Raw genomic sequence first — 19,367 nt, 5'->3', positions numbered from 1 at the left:
CCACGTGGAACAAAATTATTTTAAAGCATTGTATAATTCTACATGCAATACTTCAGAAAGCTTTTTTCCTAGTTTCAACACTTCTTCTTTACGTGTTGTTTTATAAATAATTTTATTTGTATTGCCATTAAAAAGTTTAATTGTATAACTTTTAAATCTAGCCTTACCAAATTCTAAAAAAACCAAAACCCAATGTTTGTTGAAATGATTGTTGAAACAACGAAATATAATCTGGTTTTAAAAAAACCTTGCTGCGTGTTATTAACACAAAACCAAATGATTTAATTTGAATTTTATGCGCACCGTTACTATAAAACACATAATTATAACTACCAAAAAGCCACAATAATAATGCTATGAAAAGCGGTAAAAACCATAAACTGTATAAAAAAGTTAAAACAAATAACCCAACAGATATGGGAAACAAAAATTGCATTAAAACCGTAAATGATAATTTTTGCTTTAAAACAACACAACTCATTATCTTCCCATATAAACTAACAACACCGAAATATCGTTTGGAGATACTCCACTTATTCGTGATGCTTGGGAAACGGTTGTAGGTTGAATTTTTTTAAGTTTTTCACGAGCTTCAAAACTCATTGATTTTATTTGAGAGTAGTCAAAATTTGCTGGAATTTTTACATACTCAAGCCTATTAAGTTTATCGGCATTATTTTTTTCTTTTGCAATATACCCTGCGTATTTAACCTGTATTTCGGTTTGCTCAATAACCTCTCTATCTAAATTGTTATTTTGTATATAAGTTTCAACACTATTTACTTTTCTAATATCGTCCATTTCAATATTTGGACGCGCAAATATTTTAAAAAGCTTACCAGATTGTTTAACAGCTGAGGAATTTTTAGATTCTAAAATTGGATTAATTTCATCTGGTTGAACACTTGTGGTTTCAAAAAAAGACACAAATTGTTTAGCAGATTCATGTTTTTCTTCCATACGCTTTAAACGCTTTTCAGAAGCAATACCCAACTCAAAACCTTTAGGTGTTAATCTTAAATCGGCATTATCTTGTCTAAGCAATGTTCTATACTCAGCACGCGATGTAAACATTCTATACGGTTCTTCAGTACCTTTTGTAATTAAATCGTCTATTAAAACACCTATATAAGCTTCATCTCGTTTAAGTGTAAAAACGTCACGTTCTTGCACTTTTAAACTGGCATTTATACCCGCCATTAATCCTTGAGACGCAGCTTCTTCATAACCTGTTGTACCATTAATTTGACCAGCAAAATACAAACCATTTACCAACTTAGTTTCTAAGGTATGTTTTAATTGTGTAGGCGGAAAATAATCATATTCAATAGCATAACCTGGACGAAAAAATTTAACGTTTTCAAAACCGGCAACAGAACGCAATGCTTTAAACTGAACATCTTCGGGTAATGATGTTGAAAACCCGTTTATGTAATATTCAACAGTATTCCAACCTTCAGGTTCAACAAATAATTGATGACGATCTTTATCTGCAAACCTATTTATTTTATCTTCAATAGACGGACAATAACGCGGGCCTAAACTTTTAATTCTGCCATTAAACATTGGCGACCTATCAAATCCTTCGCGAAGCAAATCATGAACCAAAGGACTTGTATAGGACATATGGCAAGAGCGCTGTTTAACCAAAGGCTTTGTAATATCTAAATATGAAAATTTCTCTGGATTATCATCTCCTGGTTGTTCTATCATTTTAGAAAAATCTAAACTTCTTCCATCAACTCTTGGTGGTGTTCCTGTTTTCATTCTACCAGAATCGAAACCTAAATCAACTAATTGTTCAGTAATACCGGTTGCAGCTTTTTCACCTGCCCTACCACCACCAAAACTTTTATCTCCAATATGTATTAGCCCATTTAGAAAAGTACCATTGGTAAGTACCACAGATTTAGATTTAATTTCTACACCTAAAGATGTTTTTACACCAACAACACTATCGCCTTCAATAAGCAAACCAGAAACCATTTCTTGGTAGAAATCTAAATTATCGGTTTGCTCTAAAAGCATTCTCCAATCTTCAGCAAAACGCATTCTGTCACTCTGCACTCTTGGACTCCACATTGCAGGTCCTTTAGATTTATTAAGCATTTTGAACTGTATTGCAGACGTATCAGAAACAATTCCACTATAACCACCAAGCGCATCTATTTCTCGAACAATTTGACCTTTAGCTATACCACCCATTGCAGGATTACAAGACATTTGTGCAATGTTTTGTAGATTCATTGAAACCAACAAGGTTTTACTTCCCATGTTAGCTGCTGCTGCCGCTGCCTCACTTCCAGCATGACCGCCACCAACAACAATTACATCATAAACTTCATTAAACATAGCATAATAAATATAAAATGTTCCACGTGGAACATATGAATTAATAAATAGATATTTTGATAATTAATGTTCCACGTGGAACATATATAAAATCATGATTTTACATTTTTCTTTAATACAGAAATATAATGGTTTTCTTTATCTCGCATTACTTGTTTCTCAGTTTCGGTTTTATCCTTGTAACCACAATAATGAAGTATACCGTGTACCATAACCCTGTACAATTCATCTTCAAAAGAAACATTAAAATCATTAGCATTATCCGCAACTCTTTCAACAGAAATAAATATATCGCCTTGTATAATTTTGCCTACAGTATAATCAAAGCTAATAATATCTGTTAATGTATCATGCTTAAGAAACTCTACATTTAGCTTGTGTAAATAGTCATCATCACAGAACACATAATTAACTTCTTCAAGTTTGAATCCTTCATTTGATATAACAGAGATAATCCATTTTGAAATAGCCTCTTCATTATTTACTTTAAAATCTGTTTCGTAATTGAAATTAATCATTTCTTGTATTGAAATATTGCTGTACTTTCTGCTTATAAATATTTTGCAAAGGTACTGCTTGTTTGTTTAAAATTTCAATAGTATTAAAATATTCTTTTGCCTTATTTATTTGGGTGTTAGAATTGTTATTAAAACCATTAGTGTTGGTTTTAGATTCTCGCTTTTGGTCTTCTCCTTGTTCGTGTGTTGCTTTTTCTAATTTAAGCAATTGATGTTTTAAATTAAGCATTTTATTGAGGACATTATTTGAGAAACCTTTATTTAGTAATTCCAGTTCAACATCTTCCATTTGTTTTAAAAGATACTTAGCATTTCCTTTTAAACCTTGTTTTTTTATTTGTTCATCTAAATCTTGACGTAGCTGTTGTTGCTTTTGGTAAATTTCAAATAATTGTCCATTTAAATCTTCATTGTTATTTTCACCATTTTTATTGCCTTGAGGTTTATTCTCTTCGTTCCCTGGTTTATTTCCTTTTTGTTCATCACCTTTTTCATCATTATGAGATTCACCTTTTTGTTGGGACTTTTTCATGGCATCTTTCATCATTTCATTAAGCTGTTCTTGACTCATAATTATGTCTGGCAATTGTTGATCACCTGATCCTTGGCCCGCAGACATATTCATATTTTCTTGCATGTTATCTAAAACATCACTTAAAAAATCGGCTAAAATGTTAGCAGCAGTAATCGCGAATTGTTGGTTTGAAATACCTTGGTATAAATTATTTTCGGCAAACAAACTTATAGCCTTATCTATATTGAAAAACACTTCAGTTATTTCTTTATTTACCTGTTCAGAAAGTTTAGGTTGACGCATTGATAAAGCAAACAAACTATCATCAATATGTTCAAAATGTTCTTTTAAATTATATTGGCTTTTTAGGTGTGAAGCATATTTGTTATGGTCTTGGTTAATGCTTTTAAACTTATCCATTAGTGCCTCTTGGTCAAAAGAAAAAAGCACTAAATTATCTAAAATCTGCCTTAGCATTTCCATATCTTCTTGCATTTGCTCACCAGCATTAGCTTGAATACTATTCTGCATTTGTGACAACATTTGCTTCATTTTCTTTGAAGCCTTTTTTTGTTTTTGCTGTGCTTGTTGTTTAGATGAGTTAGGCTTTTGTTCACTATTGTTTTCAGCATTATTATCTTCCTTTTTTTCGTTATTTAAAGCATCAGTTGCTTGCTTTTGATCTTCTTTAATTTCATTTTCATTTAATTTATCTTGCGGAATTTCAAAAGGCTTTTTTAAATTTTTGTTTTCTTTTTTAAGGGCATCTAAAGCCTTGGTAAAATCTTCAAAAGCTTTATTTAGCTGCTCTTGATTTTCTTTTGAGTTATTATCTGAATCATCTTTAGATAACCGCTCTTGTTCTTCTGCAATTTGAGATAAGTTTTCCTTTAAAGCTTCTAATTTTTTTTCAACATAAAATCGTTTGGTTAACTCTAAAAGTTGTTGTAAACTTCGTTTTTTATTTTTGTTTTGTTTTTTTAAATTATCAAGTTTTTTAATTAATTCTTCTTGACTAATTTTATCTTGTAACTTTTCTAGTTCTTCTAATAATTTTTCGTCTTTTTTTAACTGCTCTTCATTATCATTTAAACGCTTTTTTAAGTCTTCCTTTAAATCATCAGTAGGTTTATCTTTTTGAAATTGATTTAGATTATCATTAAGCTTTTTGTTGAAATTTTTCATCATTTCATCTTGCTGTTTTTGACGCTGCAAAAAAGCCGCTAATTTCTTCTTTTCATTAAAACTTAAATTAGCTTTTTCCTTTTGTGTTTTAGTAATATCATCTAAAGCTTTTTCTTGTGTATTAAACTTCTGTAGTGATTTATTAAGCTGTTTTATTGTTTGACTCTGCTGTTGCAGTTGTTTTTTAGTTTCTTCATCATTAGTTAATTTTTTATAACTAAAAATGGTACTTTTTACTTGTTTAAAACCATTAACATAGTCATTATCAAATACTTGAAAGTATAAACTATATGATACACCTTCTTTTACATTAATTGTATTAGGAAATGCACTTAAAAAGGCTATTTGGTTAGACTGATTTACTGGAATATTAATTAATTTTTTATCATTTTCATTATCTGTGGGGTAATACACTAACTGCAACTTGGTAAAACCGTAATCATCGCTAGCTTCACCTTTAAAATATAATGTTTGTGTATTGGTGCTATCTGTTTTTACAGCTACTTTTAGTTGTGGTAATTGGTCTTTAACAACATCAATATTAAAATTTAAATTCTCATAATTAATAATATTTTTATTGTTTGTGCTAATACTGTAATTTAAATTATTACGCACAATTTTGGTGTTTTCAAAACTGTCATCCTTCTTTGAAAATTTTATGGTATCATTAGTTATGAAATTAACATAATCTGTTGCTTTAGTATTTAACTTCCATGTAATTTTTGTGCCTTCAGGAACAAGTGCATTACCTGTACCATTTAACACTTCAGATATTTTCTTTGTATAATTAGGATATTTTAAATGCATATTAAAATCTAACAATAATGGTGCATTTATGATATGTAAAGTATGTGTTTTAGAAACTACTTTATTGGCAGATAAATTAAAGTTTATAGCTTGTTTTGGTTGTGTAAAAACATACTCAAAAGTATTTAAGCTAGTTTGCTTTAAAAAATAAGACTCGTTGTTATAAGTTATTTTTGCATTTTCAGGAACAAAATCACCAACTGTTTTTACTATTAAGTTATAGTCTTTATTTTCTACAGTTTGAAGTATTGGGTTTCCAATAATAAATTTAAAAGGCGCAGGCTCTTCAAAAGCAGTTTTATAATGCACTACCCTTTCATAACTTTTATTAAACCAATTTAAATTATCGGTTAAAAAGGTTACTAATAAAATTAAAATTGGAATGGCCGCATACTTTAAATATTTTAAATTGTCTTTAAAATTTACAGCCAATTTAAAAGGAATTGGTTTTAGCTCCAAAGCTTTTTGCTCTATACTAGCAAGTAGTAATTCTGTTTCATTTTCATTACTTTTTAACTGAAGAATGTTTAACAACTTATCATTAACATCAGGAAAATGATTACCAATAATTTTTGAAGCTTCTACATAATTTATACCCTTTTTTAGCTTAAATAATTTTGCTAAGGGTATAATAATAAACTTTATTAAAAGTGAAATTTCTACAGCAACAAAAACCCAAAACAATATGGTTCTTGCTGTGGTATTAAGCCAAAGCAAATGCTCTATAAAAAGAGTGAACAAGAAATAAAGAAAACCTATAGCAAAAAAAAGAATAATACCTTTTAACAATTCATTTACGTAGTAACGTTTTGTAAAGGCTTCTAACTTAGCTTTTATAGTATTAAAGTTATGCATAATACTAAACTACAATTTTATTTAGTACAGTGTTTATAATTATGTGTTAATTGTATCTTTGTGGCAAATTTAAACTTTTAAAATGACCAAAAACGTAAGAGTGCGTTTTGCACCAAGCCCAACCGGACCATTGCATATTGGTGGCGTAAGAACCGCCCTTTTTAATTACCTATTTGCTAAAAAACATGGCGGCCAATTTATTTTACGTATTGAAGATACAGACCAAAACCGTTATGTTGAAGGCGCAGAACAATATATAATTAACGCTTTAAATTGGTGCGGCATTCCGTTTGATGAAGGTCCAGATAAAAACGAAACTTTTGGACCATACAGGCAAAGTGAACGCAAAAATTTATACAAGCAATATGCTGAAAAACTTATTGCCAACGGCAATGCTTATTACGCTTTTGATACTGCTGAAGAACTAGATTTTCATAGAAAAGACCACGAGGCAAAAGGAAAAACATTTATTTATAATTGGCATAACCGCTTAAAATTGAGCAATTCATTAGCGCTTTCTACTGAAGAGGTAAACGCTAAAATTGAAGCTGGTATTGATTATGTAATTCGTTTTAAATCGCCACAAGATGAAACACTTCATTTAAAAGATATTATTAGAGGCGATATTAAAATAGATACAAATATTTTAGATGATAAAGTACTTTTTAAAAGTGACGGTATGCCAACCTATCATTTAGCAAACATTGTTGATGATCATTTAATGCAAATATCGCACGTTATTCGTGGTGAAGAGTGGTTGCCAAGTTTAGCTTTACACTACCAATTGTATAAAGCTTTAGGTTGGGAAGCACCAGAATTTGCACATTTGCCTTTAATTTTAAAACCTACCGGAAAAGGTAAATTAAGCAAGCGCGATGGCGATAAATTAGGTTTTCCTGTGTTTCCTTTAGAATGGAAAGACCCAAAAACAAATGATATTTCTAGAGGTTACAAAGAAGATGGTTATTTTGCTGAAGCCGTTGTAAACTTTTTAGCATTTTTAGGATGGAATCCTGGAACTGAACAAGAAATTTTTAACCTTGAACAACTTATTGATGCTTTTGATTTGAATCGTGTTAATAAAGCTGGCGCTAGGTTTGATCCTGATAAAATAAAATGGTTTAACCACCACTACATGCAACAACAAAACAATGCGGTTATTGCAGAACAATTTAAACCTATAGTTGATACTGCTATTAATACAAATATTGATGTTAATTATATTGAAATGGTAGTAGCACTAGTTAAAGAACGTGCAACCTTTGTAAGTGACCTTTGGGATTTAAGTCATTTCTTTTTTAAAGCTCCTGAGAGTTATGATGAAAAAGCATCAAAAAAAGCATTTAAAGATGATACAAAAGAAATTTTAGAAACCGTTGCTGAACATATAAGTAACACCGAAGATTTTACTGCCGAAAACATACAAAACATAGTAAAGGGTTGGATTACCAGTAACGACATAGGCTTTGGTAAAGTAATGATGCCGCTTAGGCTTGCTTTAGTTGGTGCTTTACAAGGTCCCGATGTTTTTGATATTATTTATTTAATTGGTAAAAATGAAACCATTTCTCGCATTAATACTGCTATAAAATCAATTTAAATTTTTAAAACTATTATGAAGCATTTTTTATTTTTAACCACACTACTACTTTCTATTTCATGTAGTAACAGCACCAAAAAAAATAATTTACCGCTTCACAATAAAAAAGTTTTAATACTTGGTAATAGTATAACACAGCACGGTGGTTATGTAGATTTTTTAGAATTTTACTTAAGAAAAAACTACCCTAATGATACGCTTAATATTATAAGCATTGGCTTATCTAGTGAAACAGCCTCGGGTGATTCTGAGGCTGCTCATGCTTTTCCAAGACCATGCATTCATAACAGATTAGATAACGCATTACAACAAACAAAGCCAGATGTAGTTTTAGCTTGTTATGGTATGAATGATGGTATTTATTCAGAATTAGATAGTACCCGTTTTAATAATTACAAAAACGGTATTTTAAAACTAAAAACCAAAATTGAAGCAACTGGTGCAAAACTAATTTTAGTTACGCCAACGCCCTTTGATGCAAGTAGAAAAAATGTTGCTGAAAACCGTGATAGTTATTCATACATTCAACCTTTTGCAAACTATAATAATGTACTTGAAACTTATGCAAATTGGTTAACAAACATTGAAGATGTACAAGTAATAAACTTGCATAGTTACATGAATACTAAACTTAAATTATTGAAAGAAAGCTACCCAGATTCTACATTTATTCCAGATGGTATTCACCCAAATAAAGTTGGTCATTTCTATATGGCTAAAAAGATTTTAAATGATTTGTATCCTGAAATTTCAATTAACAGTGCCACAATAGAACTTAATAAACTACAAAATAATACACTTTTTAAACTGGTAAAAACAAGAAGGGCTATTCGTTCAAACGGGTGGTTAAAATACGTAGGCTATATTAAAAAGGACACTGTTAAACTCAACAATATTGCACCAACTAAAAAGCACGTAAACGATTTAGACATGAAAATTTCAGAAATTTTAAAAACCAATTAGTTTAAAATGAAATTGTAGCACCTAAAACTAGCATATTTTGGTTACCTTTAAAACGAGCATTACCACCCAAAGTATTTAAATTTTCATTTTCAAGGTTCTTCAAAATATTAGTAAAGCCATAGATATATTGTCCGCGAAGTTTGAAATTTTTAATTCCAACCGATGCTCCAACAACGCCATTAAAGTTAAATTTAGAAATATTAGTTATAGCATCTGCAGTTAAGCTTGTATAATTGTTTATATAATAATTTTTTTGTGAATTATCTTTCAACTCTAAACTATTATTGTATTGTATCATTGGGCCAACATCAATAGAAAAAATATTTTCAACAACTTTAATATTAGCTAATAAAACAGCCTGTACTTTCATAAGCTTATAATCAATAAACGTGTTGGTTGTAGATACAATGTTTGGTCTTGCCAAAACGCCTAAGGTATTTTCAGAAAATTGTAAACCAAAACTAACATTATACCATTGGTTAGGTATATCTACTGTGGCTAAAAAGCCCGCAGCAAAACCATTACCTGCTTTAGTTTCAAAATTATTAGTAGTAATATCAAACTGGCTATAACCACCAGAAATTGAAAAACCATTAGTTATTCTATAATTTCCACGTTGAGCAAAACTTTCTGTAACAAAAGTTAGTAAAATAGCTACTAATAAATAAAGTTGTATTTTTTTCATCAGCTTTTGGGTTAAAGTGTAAATATAACCTAAATTAGTAACACATTATAAACCAATTAAATTTCTATCATGGGCTATCTTATTTATCCAATTATTTTTTTCGGATTAATTATTTTAATCTCTTCATTTTTTATTGTGAAACAACAAACAGCTGCAATTATTGAGCGTTTTGGTAAGTTTCAAAGTATTCGTCATTCTGGTTTACAATTAAAAATTCCAATTGTAGATAGAATTGCAGGTAAACTAAGTTTAAAAATTCAGCAATTAGATGTTATTGTTGAAACCAAAACTTTAGATGATGTTTTTGTACGCTTAAAAGTATCTGTTCAATATAAAGTAATTAGAGAAAAAGTGTATGATGCGTTTTATAAATTAGATTATCCGCATGATCAAATTACAAGTTACGTTTTTGATGTAGTACGTGCCGAAGTACCAAAAATGAAGTTAGATGATGTATTTGTTAAAAAAGATGATATTGCAATTGCTGTGAAATCTGAATTAAACGATGCTATGATGGAATATGGTTATGATATTATTAAAACGCTTGTTACAGATATTGATCCTGATGCCCAAGTAAAAGCAGCTATGAATAGAATTAATGCCTCTGAACGTGAAAAAATTGCTGCACAATATGAAGGTGATGCGCAACGTATTTTAATTGTTGAAAAAGCAAAAGCTGAAGCTGAAAGCAAACGTTTACAAGGACAAGGTATTGCAGACCAGCGTAGAGAAATTGCTCGTGGTTTAGAAGAATCGGTTGAAGTTTTAAATAGAGTTGGTATAAACAGCCAAGAAGCATCTGCACTTATTGTAGTAACCCAGCACTATGATACACTACAATCTATTGGTGAAGAAACTAATAGTAATTTAATTTTATTACCAAACTCACCACAAGCAGGAAGCGATATGTTAAACAATATGGTTGCAAGTTTTACTGCAAGTAACCAAATTGGTGAGGCCATGAAAAAACAAAAGAAGAAAAATAATGATGAAGAATAAATAAGTAAACTATTAAAAAAAACCTGTTCAAAAAGTGAACAGGTTTTTTTAATTTTTATATTTTTCTATAAGTGATTTTAATGTGTTTTTATAATTTTCTAATTCTTCAGTATTAATACTTGATGCATTAAAATTTTCATTAGAAATGGTTATTCTATTTTCATCTAAATACTTTTGTAACTCCGGATAGTTATCTTCAATTTTTCTTGTTAAACTAGTAATTTCAGTTAATAATTTATTGTTTGTAGCATTCATATATGTTTATTTTTAGTTTGAAATAATATACTGAATTTACAAAACAACTTATCTTAAAGAGTTATTAAAATTACTTAAAAGGATGCCTTTCTTCCCAAGTTCTTATTGGGTTCATATATTTTACCACGCATTTTAAAACCGTATTAGCAATAATGTGGTTAGTGTGTTTTAAATACACATGCATTGTATGAGGTTTTGCACCAATAGAACTTTTAATTTCCATGGCAGTTCTAGCATATACAACGGTTTTAAAGTTATTCTCAATACCATAACTAGCCATGTTAAACAGCATATTTAAGTACAATTGGTACCTTTGTTGTATATTTTTGTTGTAGCCTAAAAAGTAAGTTTCTAAAATGGTATTATTTAAAATTAAAGAATAAAAACCAACAAGCTCATTGTTTAAAAAATATCCAAACATTTTAAAGTCTTGTTTTAAATGTGTTTTAAGACTTAAAAAATGATTTATTGGTAACTTAAAGGAATTTACTCTAGCATTATCTGAAACTTGTTTATATAGCCTATAAATGGCTTCTGTGTTTGTTTTAATAAAGTCTAAACTTAGTTCTTTGCAAACTAATTGATTGCTTTTTTTACGGGCGGTTTTAAAACGTCTTTTATATTTTTTATTAAATGCCGCAACATAATCATTAGTGTTTTCCCAAGTATTTTTAACTTGAAATAACATATTGGGTTGCATTTGTACTTTGTATAAATTTTGATTTTTGAAAAATGCAGTGTTTTTGTGAATACTATCATCTTCAAAATAATCTTTAAACACTACAATTCTTATTTTTTTATTGAAGCGTTTTTTAATGTGCTTACTAAGTTTACCTATGGCTTTTTCTAAAGTTTGTAAAAACTCATTATAAGAAATTAACGAAGCATTAAAATAAAGCCCATGTTGGCCTGTATGCATTAAGTTACCCACAACCAAACCATTTCCGCGTACAAATTTTGATACCAATATTTTACCCACTTGTTTTATAAATGTGTTTGATGTATCTCTAAAAACATCATTAACATACATTTGAACACGCTGTATTAAAGCAATACCAACCAATGCGTTATTTTTATAAACACCTATATAATATGATGAAATATTACTTGGCAATGCTTCTTCTAAAGCTTTTAAAAAAGGTGTTTTTAAAAAAACATCATTAACAGGTAATGTATCCCATGCTTGCGGAATTTCATTAACGGTATTAAAAATTTTAAAATGTATCAATGGTAAATAAAAAAGACTGAAGTTATAGGCTTCAGTCTAAATTTATATTAAAAAATTACTAAAAAATGTATTTATAATAAATGTGCTTCAGCAACTAACAATTCATTTTTATCTTCTAAAGCTTTAGTAATAAAATCATTTACAGCTTCATTTTTAGTTAAACCATTTTTAAGTAAAACACTTAACGTTAATGCTGTAGCAATACGTGTTCCAACCTTTTTTACAGCTGTACCAAAAAGAGGTTCAAGCTCTTCATAACTCACATTGTTAGCAAGTTCTAAAATTTCTTCTCTAACCTTTTGTTGTTTAGCTTCAGGTAAATTAGTGTACTTTTTACCTAGCTTTTGTATTACATCAATAGCTTTCCGTTGAGATTGTTGTTGTGGCTTTTGCTGTTTTGTATTTTGATTGTTTTGTGGTTTTGGTTTTACCTTTGCCCAAGTATCTCTTAAACCAACGGTTTTATTAAATACTAATTTATTTGAAGTAGAATCTTCATCAACATTAAAATAACCTAAACGTTGAAATTGGAACCTATCTCCTATTTTAGCTTCAGTTAAACTTGGCTCAACAAAAGCTTTAATAATTTTTAGAGAATTAGGGTTAATAAAATCCATGAAATCTTTGTCTTGGTGAGCATCTGGTGCTTCATCCATAAATAACCTATCGTATTCTCTAACCTCAGCATTTAAAGCATGCTGTATAGATACCCAGTGTAAAGTACCTTTTACTTTTTTTGTTGTATCTTCAGAATAGGTACAATGTATTTCGGTAATGTTTCCGTTAGCATCTTTTACAACGCTTTCGGCCTTAATAATGTAGGCATTTTTTAATCTGACTTGGCCACCTAATTTTAATCGGAAAAATTTATTACTTGCTTCTTCTTTAAAATCTTCTTTTTCAATGTACAATTCTCTAGAAAAAGGTACTTTTCTAAAACCGGCACTATCATCTTCTTGATTATTTTCGGCTTCTAACCACTCTACTTTATCTTCAGGATAGTTAGTAATTACTAATTTAACAGGGTTTAAAACCGCCATAACTCTTGGCGCCGTTTTATTTAAATCTTCTCGTATACAAAATTCTAAAAGTGATACATCAATAACATTATCACGTTTTGCCACGCCTGCAGTATCAACAAATTTTCTTAATGCATTTGGTGTGTAACCTCTGCGGCGTAAACCAGATATTGTTGGCATACGCGGGTCGTCCCAACCGTTTACAACACCATCATTAACCAATTGCAGTAATTTACGTTTACTCATTATGGTATAACTTAGGTTTAAACGTGCAAATTCGCGTTGTTTTGGGCGTAATTTATCTTCATCAACAACTTGATCCAAGAACCAATCATAAAGCTCTCTGTGAGGCTTAAATTCTAGTGAGCATAAAGAGTGTGAAATTTGTTCAATGTAATCACTTTCACCATGTGTCCAATCATACATTGGGTAAATGCACCAATTATTACCTGTTCTATGATGATGCTTTTTTAAAATCCTGTACATAATAGGATCTCGCATTAACATATTAGGGTGTTGCATATCTATTTTGGCTCTTAAAATATGTTCGCCTTCATCAAACTCACCAAGTTTCATTCTTTCAAATAAATCTAAGTTTTCTTCAACCGATCTGTTTCTAAAAGGACCATCTACACCCGGTTGTGTTGGTGTACCTTTTTGTTCTGCCATTGCTTCACTGGTTTGCGAATCTACATACGCTTTGCCTTCTTTTATAAGTTGAATAGCCCAATTATATAATTGCTGAAAATAATCTGAAGAATATAGCTCTTTATCCCATGTATAGCCTAACCACGCTACATCGCGCTTAATAGCATCTACATACTCCTGCTCTTCTTTAGCCGGATTTGTATCATCAAATCTTAAATTTACGGGCGCGTTGTATTTTTCGCCTAAACCAAAACTTATTCCAATAGCTTTAGTATGCCCAATGTGCAAATAACCATTAGGTTCTGGCGGAAACCTAAAACGTAAAGTATTTTTAGGCATGCCATTTGCTAAATCTTCTTCTATAATTTGCTCAATAAAATTGAGTGATTTTCTTTCCTCAGACATTGTAAAATGTTTTTCTATAAAATAGGAACCAAAAATACGTGAATTTTTTCATTTAAAAACTCTTAAAATCAAATGAAAAAACGGTTGTATTTGTAATTAGAATACCTAAAGATCCTATATTTTTAAAAAATTTATTAAAAAATAGCATCATAAAATAAAATTAAACCAAAGTATAGTATTTTAGCATTTACAAGTAATTTTTTTATTAAAATAATGGGTGTAATTAAGGTTGAAAATATAAAAGTTAATGCTTACCATGGCTGTTTAAAAGAAGAAACTCAAATTGGTAGTGAATATAGAGTTGATTTAGAAGTTAAAGCTAATTTACAAGCTTCGGCAAAATCTGATGCTTTAAGTGATACGGTAGATTATGTTTTTTTAAACCGCATTATTAAAGAAGAAATGGCTATACCCGCAAAATTGTTAGAAACGGTTGCCAGACGTATTTTAGATAGAATTTTTACTGAAGATGATATGGTGAAAAAAGCAACAGTTTGGGTTAGCAAAATTAATCCGCCAATAGGTGGAGATGTGGCTTGCGTAACGATAAAAATGACTGATAAGCGAAAAATTAAAATTAAGTAAGAAAAAGCAATATTTTTTTTTACATTTGCAGTCGTTGTTCTTGACTCCCTCACCAAGAAAACTAATTCAAAAATTTAGAAATAAATAAGGCGTCATGGCCGAGTGGCTTAGGCACAGGTCTGCAAAACCTGGTACAGCGGTTCGAATCCGCTTGACGCCTCTAGATTTTTTAAATTTCTAATTCTTGTCTCCCTCACAAGAATTCTAATAGCACATATAACATATTAAAAATGGCGTTGTGGCCGAGTGGTAGGCACAGGTTCGCAAAACCTGGTACAGTGGTTCGAATCCATTCGACGCCTCAATAAAAAAAGCTTTCAGTTTACACTGGAAGCTTTTCTTTTAATGGTTCTATACGTTCTTCAAGCTTTTCTTTGTTTTTGTTATAAGCTTCTGGAAACAAACCTTGTACAAACAATAAAATACCAAAACCTAAAATTACAAGGGCTACTATTTTTTTTGTTTTAAAAATTAAACGTGGTGTTAGTTTATTTTTAAGGCGCTTTGCTACAACTATTTTTAAAATATCAACAAGTAAATACACTACTAAAATGGTACTTAAAAAAACTACTACACCTTGCTTAGATTCGGTTAAAGTGTTGGCTAAAACTATAAAAGCTACCCAACCTAAAAGCACGCCAATATTTATAAAATTGAGTAAAAACCCTTTTAAAAATAGTTTTCCGTAGCCTTTTTTTATTTCAACTTTATGATATTCTCTAACAATTTCTCTAAACGATTTAGAGGTTTTTATAAACGATATTAGCCCGTAAACTATTAAAAGTACACCACCAAAAATTAAAAAATTAGGGTCGTCTTTTACTTTTTCTAATAGTTTATTGGTGCTAAAAAAAGCTATTATTATAAAAATAACATCGGCTAAAATAACGCCTAAATCAAATATTAGGGCGCTTCTAAAACCTTTTGTGGCACTGGTTTCTAAAAGTACAAAAAACACAGGGCCAATTGTAAAAGCAAGTACAATACCAAAAGGAATAGCAGAAAGTATATCGTCTAACATTTATAAAGATTGCTTTACAAAGTAAATAAATATTTTATGATTTTCTTTACTCTTATTTACTGTTATTAAAAAATAAAACCATGCAATGCATGGTTTTAAGTAACTTGTTATTTTTTTAAGAATTATTTCATACGTTTAATTCTGCCACCAAGTGCTTTATTTTCATTTACAGTTTTTGGGTTGCCGTAAATAAACACATCACCACCAGCTCTAATTTTTACATCAACTACATCTGTGGCATTTACATAAGCTTCGCCAGCAGCTCTAACTGCAACTTCGGTTTTATTAGTGCTTAACGTTTCGCCTTTATAAATTCCGCCAGAAAATATAGATATATCTTGACTTTTAGCTTTACCTGAAACTGTAATAATACCTCCTGTAACCGATTTTATGTTAGCATACGTAACATTAACCGGAATTTTTATTTGACCGCCTTCTTGGGCCTTTAAATCTATTTCAAACTGTTTTATAGTATCATCAGAATATACATTGGCGCCTTCATTAACATCAATAATATCAACTTTTGAGTAATAAAGTTTAATGTTGGTTTCGTTACCATCAAAAATTTCTCTAAAACTCATTTTTATTTTAAGTGTTCCGTTTTTGTTGTTAATTAATACATTATCTCTATTTTTTCCAGTAATAACAACTTTATTTTTATTTGAACTTATGAGTTCAACATTTATTAAATCGTACACTTTTAATTCACTAAACTCGCCTATTTCTTTTTCAATTGATTTTTGTGAAAAACTTAATGTGGTTGTTAGTATTAATACTAGTGTTAATATACGTTTCATGTGAAGTGTTTTTTATTTAAACGTAAAATTATCAAGAATTATTCCGTTGTAAATAACTTTAAGAAAATTTTTAGATTAAACAGCTACTTTTACGGCGGTACCAGTTACAGATACAAAAATTACGCCTGTAGAATCTGATGTTTCAATATCTAAATTTATACCAACCACTGCATTTGCATTTAAATTTTTAGCGTTTTCTTTTAAGTTTTGAAAAGCTTCTTCTTTTATATCATGCACTCTTTTTTCAAAAGATTGATAATATTTTTTCATATTAAAACTCAATGATACTTTTGGCATATTTACGCTAACGCCTGTTACAATACCTAAATAATCTTCAATTTTATAACCTTCAATAGTTTGTGTTGTTGTTAAAATCATGTTTTTAATATGTTTTGTGAATTAATCTTCAGGTTTACCTACTAATAAAAAATCTAAATGTTTTTTAACAAGATCTGTATTTTTAACTTTTACAATAACCTCATCACCTAATTGATACATATTTTTGGTATTTCTACCAACTAATGCAAATTGGCTTTCATCAAAAGCGTAATGATCATCTTTTATATCTCTAACACTTACCATACCTTCGCATTTATTTGAAATTATTTCAACATAAATTCCCCAATCTGTTACACCCGAAATAACGCCTAAAAAATCTTCATTTTTATGATCTTCCATAAAACGAATTTGCATGTATTTTATAGAATCTCTTTCGGCTTTAGTGGCTAAATTTTCCATGTTGCTAGAGTGTTGGCATTTTTCTTCAAAAGCCTCTTCATTAGCCGATTTTCCGCCATCTAAATAATGTTGTAATAACCTGTGTGCCATAACATCAGGATAACGCCTAATGGGTGATGTAAAATGCGAATAAAAATTAAAAGCCAAACCGTAATGCCCAATATTGTGAGTAGTATATTCGGCTTTACTCATACTTCTAATTGTTAAAGTATCCACTAAATTTTGTTCTTTTTTACCAACTACTTCTTTTAATAAATTGTTTAAAGATGCGGTAACACTTTTGCGGTCTTGAAAATTTAATTTATAACCAAATCTGCCTACAATATTTTGTAATGCTGCAAGTTTACTATCGTCTGGTTCATCATGAACCCTGTAAATAAATGTTTTTTTTGGGTTTTGTTTACCAATAAATTCGGCCACCTTTTTATTTGCCAAAAGCATAAACTCTTCAATAAGTTTATTGGCATCTTTACTGGTTTTAAAGAAAACACCAACTGGATTTTTTTCTTCATCTAAATTGAATTTAACTTCAACTTTATCAAAAGAAATAGCACCGTTACGCATACGTTTGCTGCGCATTTTTTTAGCTAGCTTATCTAAAATTAAAACAGCTTGTGCAACATTTGGCGTAGTTTTATAAGTTTTACCTGTTAGTGAAACTTCACTTGGAATTGTGGTTTCAATATCTTTTAATTGCAGTGCATCATTAAAATTTAAGTTATGGTTGTGTTCTATAATTGCTTGGGCTTCTTCATAAGCAAAACGGGCATCACTGTAGGTTACTGTTCTGCCAAACCATTGGTCTTTAATTTCGGCTTTATCATTTAGTTTGAAAACAGCCGAAAAGGTATATTTTTCTTCGTGCGGACGTAAAGAACAGGCATTATTAGACAGAATTTCTGGCAACATTGGCACTACCCTATCAACTAAATATACCGATGTGGCTCTATTATAAGCTTCATCATCTAAAACGGTGCCTTCTTTTACGTAATGTGATACATCGGCAATGTGAATACCAATTTCAAACAAACCATTTTCTAAAATTTTAAAAGATAGTGCATCATCAAAATCTTTAGCATCTTTAGGGTCTATGGTAAAGGTTAAATCTTTACGCATATCGCGTCTTTTTGCAATTTCTTGTTTGGTTATTGATGTATCTATTTTATTGGCATAATCTTCAACTTCGTATGGAAATTCATAAGGCAATCCGTAGTCTGATAAAATAGCATGAATTTCAGTATTATGCTCACCTGGTTTTCCTAAAACTTTAACTACACTACCAAAAGGAGAATCGGCATTTTCTGGCCAATCTTCAACTTTAACCAATACTTTATCACCTTCTTCAGCATTAAACGTTTTATTAATTGGTACAAAAATATCTTTATACATTTTTGGGTTATCTGGCACTACAAAAGCATAATTTTTGTGTATTTGAATAACACCAACATAATCGTTTTTTTCTCGTTTTACAACATTTGTAATTTCGCCTTCTAGTTTTCCTCTTTTGCGTCTTTTATATAAATAAAATTCTACTTCATCGCCATGCAATGCTCTATTAACATTGTTTGAGGCTATAAACACATCTTCTTCAAAAGCATCACAAATAATGTAACCAGATCCTTTTGGTGTCATGTCTAATTTACCAATGTGGTACTCTGTATTAACAATGGCTTTGTATTTACCTCTGTCTACTTCCTGAATTTCTTTTTTTGCAGTTAGTTTAGCTAAAGTTTTTATTATTTGGTTGCGGCTACTAGCATCATTTACTTGTAATTTAGCAGCTATTTGCTTGTAGTTAAAAGCTTGGTTGCGTTCTTTTTTTAAAAGACTTAAAATTGTATTTGTTAGATTAGGAATACCCTTTTTTGCTCTCCTTCTGTTGTTTCTTGCCATCCTAATGGATATTTTTTTTAATCAATATATTGTGCTAAAGATATTAAGTTTTAACTAAAGACCATGTTAAATTCTTTATAAGCTAGTTTTATTTAAAAAAACAGTTATTCACATTATATATTATAATATCTTTTTCTTTTAAAAATTTAAAAAAATAAATGATGGTTATTATAGTGTGTTAATAAGTGGTATAACTTTTTTAAACTTTGCTTTGAAAAGTATCTTATTTAATTTTATTGATAGGAAATTAACATATTATTTTTAAGTTAACTTATTTATTTTTAAGGTTTTTAATATTAC

General features: G+C 29.9%; 16 protein-coding genes and 2 tRNA genes. 6 read left to right on the top strand and 12 right to left on the bottom strand.

Annotation, left to right across the window (positions count from 1 at the left end; all coding sequences use genetic code 11):
- Positions 1-15: 15 nt before the first annotated feature.
- The 4 genes from ACXAG4_RS05265 to ACXAG4_RS05250 form a co-directional block, all read right to left on the bottom strand.
- The gene (locus tag ACXAG4_RS05265) at positions 16-186 is read right to left on the bottom strand and encodes a hypothetical protein (protein ID WP_475295022.1); all 171 of its coding nucleotides are present in this window, start codon (positions 184-186) and stop codon (positions 16-18) included.
- Between the two features lie 294 nt (positions 187-480).
- Complete coding sequence (gene mnmG / locus ACXAG4_RS05260) at positions 481-2,352, bottom strand: tRNA uridine-5-carboxymethylaminomethyl(34) synthesis enzyme MnmG (protein WP_475295021.1); 1,872 nt, start codon at positions 2,350-2,352, stop codon at positions 481-483.
- Positions 2,353-2,444: 92 nt separating this feature from the next.
- Complete coding sequence (gene ybeY, locus ACXAG4_RS05255; protein WP_475295020.1) at positions 2,445-2,870, bottom strand: rRNA maturation RNase YbeY; 426 nt, start codon at positions 2,868-2,870, stop codon at positions 2,445-2,447.
- Positions 2,863-6,231, bottom strand: a complete 3,369-nt coding sequence (locus tag ACXAG4_RS05250; RefSeq protein ID WP_475295019.1) for a hypothetical protein — start codon at positions 6,229-6,231, stop codon at positions 2,863-2,865. The genes ybeY and ACXAG4_RS05250 overlap by 8 nt, the downstream gene beginning before the upstream one ends.
- Before the next feature lie 82 nt (positions 6,232-6,313).
- Here ACXAG4_RS05250 and gltX point away from each other — a divergent pair, with 82 nt between their 5' ends.
- Together gltX and ACXAG4_RS05240 are read left to right on the top strand one after the other, a co-directional pair.
- Positions 6,314-7,831, top strand: coding sequence for a glutamate--tRNA ligase (gene gltX, locus ACXAG4_RS05245; protein WP_475295018.1), 1,518 nt, complete (start codon positions 6,314-6,316; stop codon positions 7,829-7,831).
- A gap of 15 nt (positions 7,832-7,846) precedes the next feature.
- Complete coding sequence (locus tag ACXAG4_RS05240) at positions 7,847-8,794, top strand: SGNH/GDSL hydrolase family protein (RefSeq protein WP_475295017.1); 948 nt, start codon at positions 7,847-7,849, stop codon at positions 8,792-8,794.
- A gap of 1 nt (position 8,795) precedes the next feature.
- On the opposite strand, the gene ACXAG4_RS05235 is transcribed toward ACXAG4_RS05240, so the two are convergent.
- The gene (locus ACXAG4_RS05235; protein WP_475295016.1) at positions 8,796-9,479 is read right to left on the bottom strand and encodes a hypothetical protein; all 684 of its coding nucleotides are present in this window, start codon (positions 9,477-9,479) and stop codon (positions 8,796-8,798) included.
- Positions 9,480-9,548: 69 nt separating this feature from the next.
- On the opposite strand from ACXAG4_RS05235, the gene ACXAG4_RS05230 reads away from it, so the two are divergent.
- Positions 9,549-10,478 (top strand): SPFH domain-containing protein, encoded by a 930-nt coding sequence (locus tag ACXAG4_RS05230; protein ID WP_475295015.1) that lies wholly within the window; start codon positions 9,549-9,551, stop codon positions 10,476-10,478.
- A gap of 48 nt (positions 10,479-10,526) precedes the next feature.
- On the opposite strand, the gene ACXAG4_RS05225 is transcribed toward ACXAG4_RS05230, so the two are convergent.
- The 3 genes from ACXAG4_RS05225 to ACXAG4_RS05215 all read right to left on the bottom strand — a co-directional run bounded on the left by ACXAG4_RS05225 (position 10,527) and on the right by ACXAG4_RS05215 (position 14,033).
- Positions 10,527-10,733 (bottom strand): hypothetical protein, encoded by a 207-nt coding sequence (locus tag ACXAG4_RS05225; protein WP_475295014.1) that lies wholly within the window; start codon positions 10,731-10,733, stop codon positions 10,527-10,529.
- Between the two features lie 70 nt (positions 10,734-10,803).
- Positions 10,804-11,961 carry a GNAT family N-acetyltransferase gene (locus ACXAG4_RS05220; protein WP_475295013.1) on the bottom strand — a complete coding sequence of 386 codons (1,158 nt, stop codon included), beginning with the start codon at positions 11,959-11,961 and terminating at the stop codon, positions 10,804-10,806.
- A gap of 71 nt (positions 11,962-12,032) precedes the next feature.
- Entirely contained in the window at positions 12,033-14,033 is a 2,001-nt protein-coding gene (locus ACXAG4_RS05215) for a glutamine--tRNA ligase/YqeY domain fusion protein (protein WP_475295012.1), read from the bottom strand.
- 213 nt (positions 14,034-14,246) lie between these two features.
- On the opposite strand from ACXAG4_RS05215, the gene folB reads away from it, so the two are divergent.
- From folB to ACXAG4_RS05200, 3 genes are all read left to right on the top strand, one after another.
- Positions 14,247-14,618: a dihydroneopterin aldolase gene (folB, locus tag ACXAG4_RS05210; protein ID WP_475295011.1), complete on the top strand. Its 372-nt coding sequence runs from the start codon at positions 14,247-14,249 to the stop codon at positions 14,616-14,618.
- Between the two features lie 88 nt (positions 14,619-14,706).
- A tRNA-Cys gene (locus tag ACXAG4_RS05205) sits at positions 14,707-14,778 on the top strand.
- A 72-nt stretch (positions 14,779-14,850) separates the two neighbouring features.
- A tRNA-Cys gene (locus tag ACXAG4_RS05200) sits at positions 14,851-14,920 on the top strand.
- 20 nt (positions 14,921-14,940) lie between these two features.
- Here the strand turns inward: ACXAG4_RS05200 and ACXAG4_RS05195 are convergent.
- The 4 genes from ACXAG4_RS05195 to ACXAG4_RS05180 form a co-directional block, all read right to left on the bottom strand.
- Positions 14,941-15,639, bottom strand: coding sequence for a LysE family translocator (locus tag ACXAG4_RS05195; protein ID WP_475295010.1), 699 nt, complete (start codon positions 15,637-15,639; stop codon positions 14,941-14,943).
- A 122-nt stretch (positions 15,640-15,761) separates the two neighbouring features.
- The gene (locus ACXAG4_RS05190) at positions 15,762-16,436 is read right to left on the bottom strand and encodes a head GIN domain-containing protein (RefSeq protein ID WP_475295009.1); all 675 of its coding nucleotides are present in this window, start codon (positions 16,434-16,436) and stop codon (positions 15,762-15,764) included.
- Between the two features lie 75 nt (positions 16,437-16,511).
- On the bottom strand, positions 16,512-16,814 hold the full coding sequence (locus ACXAG4_RS05185; protein WP_475295008.1) for a YbjQ family protein: 303 nt from the start codon (positions 16,812-16,814) through the stop codon (positions 16,512-16,514).
- Between the two features lie 21 nt (positions 16,815-16,835).
- A complete protein-coding gene (locus tag ACXAG4_RS05180; RefSeq protein WP_475295007.1) occupies positions 16,836-19,067 on the bottom strand; it encodes a ribonuclease R family protein in 2,232 nt (743 codons plus the stop codon).
- Positions 19,068-19,367 lie beyond the last annotated feature (300 nt).

The organism is Seonamhaeicola sp. ABD4_175 (assembly GCF_056160885.1).
The sequence above is the reverse complement of the archived record's forward strand: the minus strand, read 5'-3'. Positions and strand labels throughout refer to the sequence as shown.